The organism is Citrobacter sp. Cf087, from assembly GCF_030334285.1.
GTDB lineage: Bacteria > Pseudomonadota > Gammaproteobacteria > Enterobacterales > Enterobacteriaceae > Citrobacter > Citrobacter freundii.
The window spans coordinates 849,948-862,643 of sequence record NZ_JAOWED010000031.1 but is presented as its reverse complement, the minus strand read 5'-3'; the positions used below and the strand labels follow the sequence as shown (position 1 = coordinate 862,643).

15 protein-coding genes and 1 riboswitch are annotated in these 12,696 nt (G+C 49.4%); of the genes, 7 read left to right on the top strand and 8 right to left on the bottom strand.

Annotation, left to right across the window (positions count from 1 at the left end):
- Nucleotides 1-82: 82 nt before the first annotated feature.
- Nucleotides 83-1,684 carry a cyclic di-3',5'-guanosine monophosphate phosphodiesterase PdeD gene (pdeD, locus tag OGV57_RS20885; protein WP_054528454.1) on the top strand — a complete coding sequence of 534 codons (1,602 nt, stop codon included), beginning with the start codon at nt 83-85 and terminating at the stop codon, nt 1,682-1,684.
- 6 nt (nt 1,685-1,690) lie between these two features.
- On the opposite strand, the gene yoaE is transcribed toward pdeD, so the two are convergent.
- Both yoaE and OGV57_RS23855 read right to left on the bottom strand, forming a co-directional pair.
- Nucleotides 1,691-3,250, bottom strand: coding sequence for a CNNM family cation transport protein YoaE (gene yoaE / locus OGV57_RS20880; protein WP_003844070.1), 1,560 nt, complete (start codon nt 3,248-3,250; stop codon nt 1,691-1,693).
- Complete coding sequence (locus OGV57_RS23855; protein WP_370766360.1) at nt 3,238-3,396, bottom strand: protein YoaL; 159 nt, start codon at nt 3,394-3,396, stop codon at nt 3,238-3,240. The genes yoaE and OGV57_RS23855 overlap by 13 nt, the downstream gene beginning before the upstream one ends.
- Before the next feature lie 313 nt (nt 3,397-3,709).
- Between OGV57_RS23855 and manX the strand changes: the two genes are divergently transcribed.
- The 5 genes from manX (at nt 3,710) to mntP (ending at nt 7,913) form a co-directional block, all read left to right on the top strand.
- A complete protein-coding gene (gene manX, locus OGV57_RS20875; protein WP_003841624.1) occupies nt 3,710-4,672 on the top strand; it encodes a PTS mannose transporter subunit IIAB in 963 nt (320 codons plus the stop codon).
- A gap of 58 nt (nt 4,673-4,730) precedes the next feature.
- Nucleotides 4,731-5,531, top strand: a complete 801-nt coding sequence (locus OGV57_RS20870; RefSeq protein WP_003021004.1) for a PTS mannose/fructose/sorbose transporter subunit IIC — start codon at nt 4,731-4,733, stop codon at nt 5,529-5,531.
- 12 nt (nt 5,532-5,543) lie between these two features.
- Complete coding sequence (locus OGV57_RS20865) at nt 5,544-6,395, top strand: PTS mannose transporter subunit IID (protein ID WP_008322630.1); 852 nt, start codon at nt 5,544-5,546, stop codon at nt 6,393-6,395.
- Nucleotides 6,396-6,455: 60 nt separating this feature from the next.
- Entirely contained in the window at nt 6,456-6,914 is a 459-nt protein-coding gene (locus tag OGV57_RS20860) for a DUF986 family protein (protein ID WP_003021010.1), read from the top strand.
- A 197-nt stretch (nt 6,915-7,111) separates the two neighbouring features.
- Nucleotides 7,112-7,216, top strand: a riboswitch (yybP-ykoY riboswitch).
- Nucleotides 7,217-7,346: 130 nt separating this feature from the next.
- The gene (gene mntP / locus OGV57_RS20855) at nt 7,347-7,913 is read left to right on the top strand and encodes a manganese efflux pump MntP (RefSeq protein ID WP_003021013.1); all 567 of its coding nucleotides are present in this window, start codon (nt 7,347-7,349) and stop codon (nt 7,911-7,913) included.
- Here the strand turns inward: mntP and rlmA are convergent.
- From rlmA to mgrB, 6 genes are all read right to left on the bottom strand, one after another.
- Nucleotides 7,910-8,719 carry a 23S rRNA (guanine(745)-N(1))-methyltransferase gene (rlmA, locus tag OGV57_RS20850; RefSeq protein ID WP_054528455.1) on the bottom strand — a complete coding sequence of 270 codons (810 nt, stop codon included), beginning with the start codon at nt 8,717-8,719 and terminating at the stop codon, nt 7,910-7,912. The two genes, mntP and rlmA, sit on opposite strands and share 4 nt — an antisense overlap.
- Before the next feature lie 63 nt (nt 8,720-8,782).
- The gene (ftsI2, locus tag OGV57_RS20845; RefSeq protein ID WP_003021017.1) at nt 8,783-10,528 is read right to left on the bottom strand and encodes a peptidoglycan DD-transpeptidase FtsI2/PBP3(PARA); all 1,746 of its coding nucleotides are present in this window, start codon (nt 10,526-10,528) and stop codon (nt 8,783-8,785) included.
- Between the two features lie 219 nt (nt 10,529-10,747).
- On the bottom strand, nt 10,748-10,957 hold the full coding sequence (gene cspE / locus OGV57_RS20840) for a transcription antiterminator/RNA stability regulator CspE (protein ID WP_001062678.1): 210 nt from the start codon (nt 10,955-10,957) through the stop codon (nt 10,748-10,750).
- A gap of 12 nt (nt 10,958-10,969) precedes the next feature.
- Nucleotides 10,970-11,113, bottom strand: a complete 144-nt coding sequence (locus tag OGV57_RS20835; protein WP_003034983.1) for a DUF2627 domain-containing protein — start codon at nt 11,111-11,113, stop codon at nt 10,970-10,972.
- 636 nt (nt 11,114-11,749) lie between these two features.
- Nucleotides 11,750-12,034 (bottom strand): YebO family protein, encoded by a 285-nt coding sequence (locus OGV57_RS20830; RefSeq protein ID WP_003034980.1) that lies wholly within the window; start codon nt 12,032-12,034, stop codon nt 11,750-11,752.
- Nucleotides 12,035-12,108: 74 nt separating this feature from the next.
- Nucleotides 12,109-12,252 carry a PhoP/PhoQ regulatory lipoprotein MgrB gene (gene mgrB / locus OGV57_RS20825; RefSeq protein ID WP_003034977.1) on the bottom strand — a complete coding sequence of 48 codons (144 nt, stop codon included), beginning with the start codon at nt 12,250-12,252 and terminating at the stop codon, nt 12,109-12,111.
- 164 nt (nt 12,253-12,416) lie between these two features.
- Between mgrB and OGV57_RS20820 the strand changes: the two genes are divergently transcribed.
- Entirely contained in the window at nt 12,417-12,656 is a 240-nt protein-coding gene (locus tag OGV57_RS20820; protein ID WP_003841988.1) for a YobH family protein, read from the top strand.
- Nucleotides 12,657-12,696 lie beyond the last annotated feature (40 nt).

Below are 12,696 nucleotides of genomic sequence, written 5' to 3'. Positions count from 1 at the left end.
CCCTCGTCTACTGTAATTTTCCCCACTACACTTGCTCTGTTGCTGTTGGCTTCTGTGACCAACGGCTTATCGGGCGGCCCGCATGCAAACAGCACAACGGATCATTAAAAATTATCGCCGGAATCGCTTAATCGTCTGCACAGTATGTGCACTACTGACGCTCATCCTCACATTAACTATCCGATTTATTTCGGAGCGTAATTTAAATCACCGAAATATCGTCACCTTTGCCAACCATGCTGTAGAAGAACTGGATGACGTGCTTTTACCCTTGCAGACCGGACGGGATGTATTGCTGCCGTTGATTGGCCTCCCCTGCTCAGTGGCGCGTTTACCCTTAAGCAAACATGCCGCAAGGTTGCAAACGGTGCGTTCTATTAATCTGATTCAAAGCGGGATCCTCTATTGCTCCAGCATTTTTGGTTATCGTAATGTTCCCATTAGTCAACTGCAGCCCGAATTACCCAGCAGGGAACCGCAACTGCTGCTGTCTACCGACCATTCGTTGATTAAAGGCAGTCCGATTCTGACTCAGTGGTATCCGTCCTCTGCCGATGGTGAAGATGGCGTGCTGGAAATCGTCAATATTGACTTATTGTCGTCTATGTTGCTTGAACCCCAGCCGCCGCAGATCACCGATGCCAGCTTAACCGTTGGTAATCGGCATCTACTGTATGATCAAGGTGTTGTCGATACTCTGCCTAAGCTAAATGATGAAAAACGCTACCAGCTTTCATCTCAACATTTTCCGTTTACCATTAGCGTCACCGGCCCCGGTCCCAGTGAGTTGGCGGTAAAACACCTGCCAACACAGCTGCCGCTGGCGGTTATCCTAAGTTTATTAGTGGGTTATCTGGCATGGCTGGCTACCGCCAGCAGAATGAGTTTCTCATGGGAGATTAATCTGGCCCTTGCTGCTCGGGAATTCGAACTATTTTGCCAGCCGCTGCTTAATGCGCAAACCCAGCAATGCATGGGCGTGGAAATCCTTTTACGCTGGAATAACCCGCGCCAGGGTTGGATCTCTCCGGAAGTGTTTATTCCCATCGCTGAGGAGCACAACCTGATTGTACCGCTTACCCGCCATGTCATCGCAGAAACCATTCAGCAACGACACGTTTTCCCGATGAGCAGCCAGTTTCATATTGGGATTAATGTCGCCGCCAGCCATTTTCGTAATGGTACGTTGCTAAAAGATCTTAATCAGTACTGGTTCAGCCAGCACCCAATCCAGCAATTGGTTATCGAACTGACCGAACGCGATGCGTTACTGGATGTGGATTATCGGGTCGTACGCGAATTAAATCGGCTTGGCGTAAAACTGGCGATTGATGATTTCGGTACCGGCAATAGCTCGCTCTCCTGGCTGGAAAAGCTCCGCCCGGATGTGCTGAAGATCGATAAATCATTTACTTCGGCAATAGGAACAGACGCCGTGAACTCAACCGTCACAGACATCATTATCGCTTTGGGGAAAAAATTGAATATAGAACTGGTGGCGGAAGGCGTTGAAACACAGGCGCAAGCTCAGCATTTGCGCCGACACGGCGTACATTTATTGCAAGGTTTTCTGTATGCCAAGCCAATGCCGCTGCGCGATTTTCCAAAATGGCTGGCGGGCAGCACGCCGCCGCCCACCCGGCATAACGGGAGACACAGTATGCCCGTCATGCCGTTTCGCTAAACCCGGTTACTCGTCTTCGTCGTGAGCGGGTTGTTCTTTAACAATGCGAACTAAATCCACACGATAGTCATTCGCTTCGACAATCGTAATGCTCAGCGGTGCGACCTCGATAACATCACCTACACGAGGAATATGGCCGTTAGCCGCAATGACTAAACCTGCCACCGTAGCGATGTCTTCGTCTTCATTCACTAACGTATCCACGTCCAGCGCCTGTTGCAACGCATGCAGATCGGTACCGCCTTTGACCAACCAACCGCCTGCATCAGCTATAATTTCAGGCGTTTCATCGGCATCAGGGAATTCACCGGCGATGGCTTCTAATACATCCAGCGGCGTGACCAGACCCTGTACTACGCCAAACTCGTTTGTGACGATAACGAAGCTACCGCGGGCACGACGCAGAACGCCTAACAGATTGATCGGGTCCAGCGTTTCCGGAACAACAATAGCCGGAGAAGCAGAGGCAATCGCCGCCACATCCACACCGTCTTCCAGCGCCACCAGCAGCTCTTTAGCACGCACGATACCGATGATTTCATCCAGTTCACCACGACATACCGGGAACAGGCTATGAGGTGACGAAAGCAACTGCTCGCGAATTTCCTCCACGCTCAGGTCTGCATCAACCCAACTGATCTCCCCACGAGGCGTCATAATGCCGCGTAATGAACGCGACGCCAAAGAGAGGACGCCGTTGATCATATAGCGTTCTTCTTCTACAAATGCGCCTTCCGGGACGGGAACCGGTACCGGATTGTCGGATTCCATCTGCACGCTGGCCTGACGTTTACCGCCCATCAGACGGAGAATCGCATCGGCAGTACGAGCACGCAATGGCAGCGTCGACTGGTGACGAATAAAGTTACGACGGGCAATCTGGTTAAACAGCTCAATGATGATTGAGAAACCAATCGCCGCATACAGATAGCCTTTCGGAATGTGGAAGCCAAACCCTTCGGCAACCAGACTCAGACCAATCATCAACAGGAAGCTCAGACACAGCACCACCACCGTCGGGTGTTGGTTCACAAATCGGGTCAACGGCTTAGAGGCCAACAGCATCACGGCCATGGCAATCACTACTGCCGCCATCATCACTGGCAGATGGTTGACCATACCGACCGCCGTAATCACAGCATCCAGCGAGAACACTGCATCGAGGATGACAATCTGCGTTACGACAACCCAAAAGCTCGCATACCCTTTCGTCTGCCCGGTATCATGTTCACGGTTTTCCAGCCGCTCATGCAGCTCTGTCGTAGCCTTGAACAAGAGGAAGATACCCCCCAGCAGCATAATCAGATCGCGCCCCGAGAACGCATAGTCCATTACCGTGAACAGCGGCTTTGTCAGCGTCACCATCCACGAAATCACGGACAACAGGCCCAGACGCATAATCAGTGCCAGTGACAAACCGATTAAACGCGCTTTATCTCGCTGTTTCGGCGGCAGCTTATCAGCCAGGATCGCAATGAAGACCAGGTTATCAATACCCAGAACAATTTCAAGAACGACAAGCGTGAGCAAACCCACCCAAATCTGCGGGTCCATTAATAATTCCATGACAAGCTCCTGCTTAAGGAATGACCAAACTGCGCGCTGAGGATCTCAGGCGTTAAAGCGATATGCAGAGAAAATTTGTGGCAAAAAGTGCCAATCTGACAGGCTTGATACGGCCTGAAGGTGAAATGACGTCGGTGACGATCCATATGGTGGGCTACTGCCCTATACTCCTGAGTAATTAAACAGATGCTAAACATAACAGAGAGAAGCGGTTTTTAGCAAAGATTTACCTTCCTTTGCAATAAGTTGTTTCGGAGATATTTTACCCTTCGAAATTTCTTTTAATCGGAAGTTAAATTACGGATCTTCATCACATAAAATATTTTTTTCGATATCTAAAATAATTCACGAAAATCATAGGTTTTTCTTTGTAACCCTTATCTGAATCGATTCGATTGCGGACGACGATTCAAATACATCTTCACGTTGATGTGTTAACGATAATAAAGGAGGTAGCAAGTGACCATTGCTATTGTAATAGGCACACATGGTTGGGCTGCAGAGCAGTTACTTAAGACGGCAGAAATGCTGTTAGGCGAGCAGGAAAATGTCGGCTGGATAGATTTCGTTCCAGGCGAAAATGCCGAAACGCTGATCGAAAAGTACAACGCTCAGTTGGCAAAACTCGATACCAGTAAAGGCGTGCTGTTTCTCGTTGACACATGGGGAGGCAGCCCGTTTAACGCTGCAAGCCGCATTGTCGTCGATAAAGAGCATTACGAAGTTATCGCCGGTGTGAACATTCCCATGCTGGTTGAAACCTTCATGGCGCGTGATGACAACCCGAGCTTTGATGAATTAGTGGCACTGGCCGTTGAAACCGGTAGCGAAGGCGTGAAAGCGCTGAAAGCCAAACCGGTTGAGAAAGCCGCTCCTGCCCCAGTAGCAGCACCCAAAGCAGCAGCTCCCGCCAAACCGATGGGTCCGAACGATTATATGCAGATCGGCCTGGCGCGTATTGATGACCGTTTAATCCATGGTCAGGTGGCAACTCGCTGGACCAAAGAAACCAACGTAACACGCATTATCGTCGTCAGTGATGAAGTTGCCGCCGATACCGTGCGTAAAACGCTGCTGACTCAGGTAGCACCTCCGGGTGTGACGGCGCATGTGGTTGATGTCGCGAAAATGATCCGCGTCTACAACAACCCTAAATATGCAGGTGAGCGTGTGATGCTGTTGTTCACCAACCCAACCGACGTAGAACGTATCGTTGAAGGTGGTGTGAAAATTACCTCCGTAAACATTGGCGGTATGGCTTTCCGTCAGGGTAAAACGCAGGTAAACAACGCAATTTCTGTCGATGACAAAGACATCGAAGCCTTCAAGAAACTCAACGAACGCGGTATTGAGCTTGAGGCACGTAAGGTTTCTACCGATCAGAAACTGAAAATGATGGATTTGATTGCCAAGGTGAAATAATTCCCTGGCATTTACTTAGTTTTCACACTTAAGTCTGTATAGCAATAGGAGAAGTACAATGGAGATTACCACTCTTCAGATTGTGCTGGTGTTCATCGTCGCATGTATCGCGGGTATGGAATCGGTACTCGATGAATTTCAGTTCCACCGTCCGTTGGTGGCCTGTACGCTGATTGGTGCCGTTCTCGGGGACATGAAAACCGGTATTATCATCGGTGGTACCCTGGAAATGATCGCCCTGGGCTGGATGAACATCGGTGCTGCGGTTGCACCAGATGCGGCACTGGCCTCAATTATCTCTACCGTTCTGGTTATCGCAGGTCACCAAAGCATTGGTGCCGGTATCGCGCTGGCTATCCCACTGGCAGCCGCAGGCCAGGTACTGACCATTATCGTTCGTACTATCACCGTAGCATTCCAGCACGCAGCGGATAAGGCGGCCGAAAACGGTAACCTGACGGCACTCTCCTGGCTGCATGTATCCTCTCTGTTCCTGCAGGCTATGCGTATCGCTATCCCAGCGGTAATCGTAGCGATTTCTGTTGGTACCAGTGAAGTTCAGAGCATGCTTAACGCCATTCCGGAAGTCGTGACCGGCGGTCTGAACATCGCAGGCGGTATGATCGTGGTGGTTGGTTATGCGATGGTCATCAACATGATGCGCGCAGGCTACCTGATGCCATTCTTCTACCTCGGCTTCGTCACCGCGGCATTTACTAACTTCAACCTGGTTGCTCTGGGTGTGATTGGCGCAGTAATGGCGATCCTCTACATTCAGCTGAGCCCGAAATATAACCGCGTAGCCGGTGCACCTGCTGCGGCGGCTGGCAATAACGATCTCGATAACGAACTGGACTAGCAGGTGAGCGAAATGGTTGATATGACTAAAACTACCACCGAGAAAAAACTCACTCCGAGTGACATTCGTGGCGTGTTCATTCGTTCTAACCTGTTTCAGGGTTCATGGAACTTCGAACGTATGCAGGCGCTGGGTTTCTGTTTCTCCATGGTGCCGGCTATCCGCCGCTTGTACCCGGAAAACAACGACGCACGTAAGCAAGCGATTAAGCGTCACCTGGAATTCTTTAACACCCATCCGTACGTAGCGGCTCCAGTACTGGGCGTTACGCTGGCGATGGAAGAACAGCGTGCAAACGGCGCAGAGATTGACGATGGTGCCATCAACGGTATCAAAGTTGGTCTGATGGGTCCGCTGGCAGGCGTCGGCGACCCGATCTTCTGGGGTACCGTTCGCCCAGTATTCGCCGCGCTCGGCGCAGGTATCGCGATGAGCGGCAGCCTGCTGGGGCCATTGCTGTTCTTCGTTCTGTTTAACCTGGTTCGTCTGGCAACCCGTTATTACGGTGTGGCATATGGCTACCGTAAAGGTGTCGATATCGTTAAAGATATGGGCGGCGGCTTCCTGCAGAAACTGACTGAGGGGGCGTCAATCCTCGGCCTGTTTGTCATGGGGGCATTGGTTAACAAGTGGACGCACGTAAACATTCCACTGGTGGTTTCTACTATCACCGGTCAGGATGGTCAGACTCGTGTTACCACTGTGCAGACTATCCTTGACCAGCTGATGCCGGGTCTGGTTCCTCTGCTGCTGACATTCGCCTGTATGTGGCTGCTGCGTAAGAAAGTGAATCCGCTGTGGATCATCGTTGGCTTCTTCGTCATCGGTATCGCGGGCTACGCTGTCGGACTGCTCGGCCTGTAAAACTGTTGTACGTCACCGGGGGCTTGCCCCCGGTTTTTCTATTTAGAGGGTTGAGGATTCATGACTATCACGGACCTGGTGCTGGTTCTATTTATCTTTTCGCTGCTGGCGTATGCCATTTACGATCAGTTCATCATGCCCCGCCGTAATGGCCCTACTCTGCTTACTGTCGCCCTGCTTCCCCGCAGCAGAGTCGACAGCGTTATCTTCCTTGGCCTGGTAGCTATTCTTATCTACAACAACATCACCAGCCACGGCGCGCAATTTACCACATGGTTATTATGTGCACTGGTATTGATGGGTTTGTATCTGTTCTGGATCCGTACGCCAAAAATCATCTTCAAGCAGAAAGGTTTTTTCTTCGCCAACGTCTGGATTGAATATAACCGCATTAAAGAGATGAATTTATCTGAAGACGGTGTATTGGTGATGCAATTAGAACATCGAAGATTGTTGATTCGCGTACGAAATATAGACGATCTTGAGAGAATATATAAACTATTAATTTCAAATCAATAGCTTATAAATATAGCCTGAACTATGTTTTTATATATCAGTGTAAAAGCAAACATAGCCAAGGCTATATTTCACTGTCCTCAATGTTATTTATTTTAACGTTTTATTTATAAATAAATCTAAATGAAAATCGTTTTCAACTAGAAGTCAAATATTATTTCTGCGTTTCTTGTTTTATATTCTCAAAATATGTTAAGGTTGCGCCCGTCGTTGGGGAGTAGCCGATTTCCAGACTCCGGAAATGTACGTGTCAACATACTCGTTGAAAAACGTGGCACGTACGGACTGAACTTACAGGTTCAGTCAGGCGAGACCATAGGCACATCAACTGCAATGCATATTTGAATGGCGCTGTATTTACAGTGATTCCAGCCTGTATGCATGGTTACTGGGGGCAGTGATGTGTTTTATGGATACCCCGGTCAGGACGCTGTTATGAATCTCACCGCTACCGTTCTTCTCGCTTTCGGCATGTCGATGGATGCTTTCGCCGCATCAATTGGCAAAGGCGCCACCCTGCATAAACCCAAATTTTCTGAAGCATTGCGCACCGGACTGATATTCGGCGCAGTTGAAACGCTTACGCCACTGATTGGCTGGGGCATGGGGATGCTGGCCAGCAAATTCGTGTTGGAGTGGAACCATTGGATCGCCTTCATTCTGCTGATTTTTTTAGGCGGACGAATGATAATCGAAGGTTTTCGCGACAACGGCGATGAAGAGGAAGAACCGCAGCGCCGCCACGGTTTCTGGCTGCTGGTTACCACCGCCATTGCCACCAGTCTCGACGCAATGGCCGTCGGGGTGGGTCTGGCTTTCCTGCAGGTCAACATTATTGCCACAGCGCTGGCCATCGGCTGCGCCACATTGATTATGTCCACGCTCGGCATGATGATTGGTCGTTTCATTGGCCCAATGCTGGGCAAACGAGCTGAAATTTTGGGTGGGGTGGTGCTGATTGGTATCGGTGCCCAGATCCTCTGGGCACACTTCCACGGTTAATTCAGACGCTGCCAGACATGAATACTAAAGTCGGTCTGGCAGTCAAACGTCGTTTTCCCCGCTAACGTTTCCCACACTTCCGGCTTTGCCCGCCAGGCGAACGGCGTCATTTGCAGTAACGCAACGGCCTCGCTGCCCTGAAGCTGCATCTGATATCCAAGAGCAATGCTCTGTTGCAGAACAAAACCGTCCAGTTGCTCAGTATGGGGTGCATGCAAACGCACCTCATCATAAATCAGCCCTTTCAGTTCCATTAAATGACGCGGTCCCGGCGTGGCGGTGATCACCCATCCACCCGGTTTAACCACGCGAGCCAGCTCTTGCGCTTTACAGGGCGCATAGATCCGGATGATGGCATCCATTGATTCGTCTGCGAACGGCAGACGATGGCTGGAGGCAACGCAAAAGGTCACCTGCGGATAGCGTCTGGCTGCGGCTTTAATTGCCACTTTGGAGACGTCAAGACCAAAGGTTGTACAGCCCGCCAGCGCGTCGGCAAACGCATGGGTGTAATACCCTTCCCCACAGCCAATATCCAGGATCGCTGCATCTTCTGAATTCGACTTTTCTTTAAGCACATTCACAATCGCATCACGCAACGGTTGATAGTGCCCAGCATCAAGGAATGCCCGTCTGGCTTGCATCATTTCAGCGCTATCACCTGGATCGCGCGACCTCTTATGCTGAACCGGCAGTAAGTTGACATACCCTTCTTTCGCCACGTCAAACTGGTGCCGCCCGGGGCAGACAAAACTGTTATTCGCTTGAGTAAGAGGCTGGTGGCAAAGAGGACAGGAAAACGACATGACAACTCCGGCAGGTGACTTAAGGGCGCAAGTGTAACGCGAATTGCGCCCAGGGAAAATAACTTACAGCGACGGCGAGGATACGTTACTGCCGTGCATCACCAGCAGATGATCAGAGTCGGCAGGCATGCCATCCGGTTTAACGTTCTCCAGACGCAGGACATCACCCATTATCTGGCTGAAGACAGGCGCAGAGACAGCCCCACCATAATAAGCACCGTTTTGCGGATTATTGATGACGACCACCAGTGCAAATTTCGGGTCGCTCGCTGGCGCAACGCCTGCCGTGTAGGCCACGTATTTATCGACATACTTACCGTCATCACCAATTTTCTTTGCCGTTCCTGTTTTAACCGCCACGCGATAATCTCTGACCGCGGCTTTAGTTCCCCCACCACCGGGTAACGCGACGCTTTCCATCATATGTTCAACCTGGTGAACCAGCGCCTCCGGCATCACTCTGGTACCGATTACCGGCGGGTCAATACGGGTAATCGAAAGGGGTCGATAGATACCAAAACTACCAATGGTTGCATATACGTGCGCTAACTGCAGCGGCGTTACCATTAATCCATAGCCGAATGCAAAGGTCGCGCGATCCAAATCGCTCCAGTAGCGGCGTTGAGGCATTAAACCGCTACTTTCACCGGTTAATCCCAGTCCGGTTGGATCGCCAAAACCAAAGCTCTTATAGGTATCCAGCAACTTTTGAACAGGCATAGCCAGTGAAAGGTGCGACACGCCGGTATCGCTCGATTTCTGCAAAATTCCGGTCAACGACAGTTCCGGGTAAAATCCGACGTCGCGAATGCGATGTCCATCAAGGTAAAAAGGATGGGTATCAATCACGCTGTCCGGTTGTACTATCCCCTGCTGGAGTGCAGTCATGATCACCAGCGGTTTAACGGTTGAACCGGGTTCAAACGTATCGCTTATTGCGCGGTTACGAAAATCATCCAGTACCGCGCCCTCACGGTTATTGGGGTTGAAGTCAGGAAAGCTCGCCATGGACAGTATTTCACCGGTAGCAATGTTGACCAGCACTGCGGCTCCTGATTCCGCTTTATTCCACGTAACGGCATTGTCCAACGCATCTTCGGTGACCGTCTGCAGGCGCTCATCGATGCTGAGCTGTAATTGGTGTGCAGGAACAGGCGTGACTTCGGTGATATTCTCGATTACATGGCCAAATTTGTCTTTACGTACCAGACGGGAGCCAGGTTTACCCATCAACTGGTTATTAAAGCTTTTTTCCAGCCCTTCAATGCCTTGTCCATCAATGTTGGTAAAACCTATGAGATTCGCCGCTACGTGGCCTGCAGGATAGAACCGGCGGGATTCCTCGCGCAGGTTAATGCCCGGGAGATTAAGATCATCGACCCACTCAGCCTGCTGAGGGGAAATTTGTCGTGCCAGGTAAATAAAACGTCCGCCAGGATTACTGTTAACGCGTTCCGCCAGCGTACTCAGTGACAGATGCAGAGCCCTTGCCAGAGCCTGCCACCGTTCGTTATAACCCACGCCTCCCTTGCTGATGATGGTCTTAGGATCGGCCCATACGGCGTTAACCGGAACACTTACCGCCAGCGGTCGCCCTTCTCTGTCGGTAATCATCCCGCGCGGCGAGGCAATAGTTACCTCACGTAATGAACGCATGTCTTCCTGTTTCACCAGACTTGTCGGCGTGACAATTTGCAGCCATGCAACCCGACCCAGCAGCAATCCCAGACTCAATAATATTGCCACACAAAGCAGGGCAAAACGTACGGGAGTAAAATTGCGCGCGTCGCCGTCGTTTTTCTTTTTCACCTGAACTCCAGCAAGATAGTTTTTCAGGTGTCTGATTTAACGAGAAATGTCGTAAGAAAGCGGGGAAAACTATGCTACGAACATCACGCCTTTGCAACAAAGCGCTAATGGGAGGGCATTTAGAAATATTTAGACGTATTTTGAATTAAAAAGCCCCGCATAGGCGAGGCTTTATATCTGAGATGGTTGCGCATATGCGCTTCAAATCAGTGGTGTCGATCAGATAGCTGTTACGTTAACAGCAGCCGGACCTTTCTGGCCGTCCTGAATTTCGAACTCAACGTTCTGGCCTTCAGCCAGAGTTTTGAAGCCGTTACCCTGGATAGCGGAGAAGTGTACGAACACGTCTTTGCTGCCATCAGCCGGAGTAATGAAACCAAAACCTTTAGACTCGTTGAACCACTTAACTTGACCTTTAATCTTTGCCATTTGCAAAATTCCTTAGAGTATTTTCTTCGCCCGCAGGCATAACATAGATAAAACTGAGACATTACTGCTTGAGGCACTAATATAAGGTTCGGCAGAGAAGCGGTATTCAACGTCAACGTGTTTACTCAGGACTTCTTTACTGAAAATGCCACACATAAACAGAACTGTACCTCGTTTAACCCAAAACGTGTTATCACATACAACGTTAATAATGGCAAGCCATTTTTAAACGTGTCTCGATCGGTCGCACAAATCCTGTCGTTCATCAAACAGCAACTGCACAGTTATGCGCCACACTGAGTAGTGTTATATTCCCGCCGCTCGCCCCATCCCCCGCCAGGCTTGCACCATAGCCGGGACATTTCTACCATAGCTCAATAGCTTCGGTTGTTCCAGATTAGCTGTTACAGGGTGTGCCGAATATCATTTTTTATGCTTAGTAATGCATAAAATGTCACAAGCGTAAAAATGAGATCTGCCTTCTGCTTTTGCACCAAAATAATGAAAGAATGATGACAATGCACAAAAAAAGTAAGAGAAACGTTTCGCTGTTAATAAGACGATCGCTATCACAAAAATGACATAATCATATTTTTATCGTATGGGAAATTATATTTATATCAGACCGGGGATAAGATATTAATTGGCTGGAGCATCTGAAAATACTGAGTTAACACGAGAATCAGAGTGCTAATTACACGACATATGCAGAAGAAAATAATCTGGCATGTTGGCGACAGGATGAAACATCTGAGAACGTAAGCAACAGATCCTCACCCTGTCATACCGTTTTTACCGCTCAGCTACCAGGCGGATGATGTCATCATCTTCGTCCTTCGCTGTGACCACAGCAGGCTCTGCCGATTTTTCAGGTTCGTTAGCTTCGCAAAGGCGACGGAGCAATGCGTTCTGTCTTTTTTGCTGATCTAACAATGCTTCAAGCAACTCAATCTGCTCATTAGTACGCGAACTTGCCCTATTGACGAAAAACCACAGTACAAGCCCGACAACCAGAATCACCACCGATACAGCCAAAGACGCCAAACTCAACGCGCCAGAATTCAAAACTTCGTTCATTTCACCACCTCAATGTAGACAGCGTAGTTTACCACTGCCGCACAAGAAGGTAATCAACTGTGGCAAAAATGCGCTTACCAGGGAATAAATTTATTAATGGCACAAATACCGCTGAAAAATTGTACATCCTGATCGCACATGATGTTGAACACTTGCGCCCACATCAGTATGCATACCAGCACGACAACTATCAGCACTACCCAGCGAATTTTTTTCACTCCAGCTCCACTCTTCGAATCAACATCTTATGCCTATAAATTATCATGCGTTACCTAAACCCAGCGTTAACTGTATCGGCATTCAATCTTTTTAGGAATGATTCACTTGTTTCATCCCATGTACAGGCTAATCTAATAATAACGAGAAAAGATAAGAGGTTGTAATGCGTCTGATAATCCGCGCTATTGTGTTGTTAGCTCTGGTTTGGATCGGTTTATTACTGAGCGGCTACGGAATTTTGATTGGAAGTAAGGAGAATGCAGCAGGCCTGGGCTTGCAATGCCAATATCTGACCGCCCGCGGAACCAGCACTGCGCAATACGTCCACACAGACAGCGGTATCATTGGCCTGTCGGATTGCCCCTTGTTAAGAAAAAGCACGGTCATTATTGATAACGGTTAATATAGCAGCAATACATCCGCTACGTTATTTGCACCAACTA

Excerpts from the sequence above, each read along its gene's own strand:
- pdeD (WP_054528454.1), top strand. The coding sequence starts at position 83 with ATGCAAACAGCACAACGGATCATTAAAAATTATCGCCGGAATCGCTTA.
- yoaE (WP_003844070.1), bottom strand. The coding sequence starts at position 3,250 with ATGGAATTATTAATGGACCCGCAGATTTGGGTGGGTTTGCTCACGCTT.
- OGV57_RS23855 (WP_370766360.1), bottom strand. The coding sequence starts at position 3,396 with ATGGATCGTCACCGACGTCATTTCACCTTCAGGCCGTATCAAGCCTGT.
- OGV57_RS20870 (WP_003021004.1), top strand. The coding sequence starts at position 4,731 with ATGGAGATTACCACTCTTCAGATTGTGCTGGTGTTCATCGTCGCATGT.
- OGV57_RS20865 (WP_008322630.1), top strand. The coding sequence starts at position 5,544 with ATGGTTGATATGACTAAAACTACCACCGAGAAAAAACTCACTCCGAGT.
- OGV57_RS20860 (WP_003021010.1), top strand. The coding sequence starts at position 6,456 with ATGACTATCACGGACCTGGTGCTGGTTCTATTTATCTTTTCGCTGCTG.
- mntP (WP_003021013.1), top strand. The coding sequence starts at position 7,347 with ATGAATCTCACCGCTACCGTTCTTCTCGCTTTCGGCATGTCGATGGAT.
- rlmA (WP_054528455.1), bottom strand. The coding sequence starts at position 8,719 with ATGTCGTTTTCCTGTCCTCTTTGCCACCAGCCTCTTACTCAAGCGAAT.
- cspE (WP_001062678.1), bottom strand. The coding sequence starts at position 10,957 with ATGGCAAAGATTAAAGGTCAAGTTAAGTGGTTCAACGAGTCTAAAGGT.
- OGV57_RS20835 (WP_003034983.1), bottom strand. The coding sequence starts at position 11,113 with ATGTGTGGCATTTTCAGTAAAGAAGTCCTGAGTAAACACGTTGACGTT.
- OGV57_RS20830 (WP_003034980.1), bottom strand. The coding sequence starts at position 12,034 with ATGAACGAAGTTTTGAATTCTGGCGCGTTGAGTTTGGCGTCTTTGGCT.
- OGV57_RS20820 (WP_003841988.1), top strand. The coding sequence starts at position 12,417 with ATGCGTCTGATAATCCGCGCTATTGTGTTGTTAGCTCTGGTTTGGATC.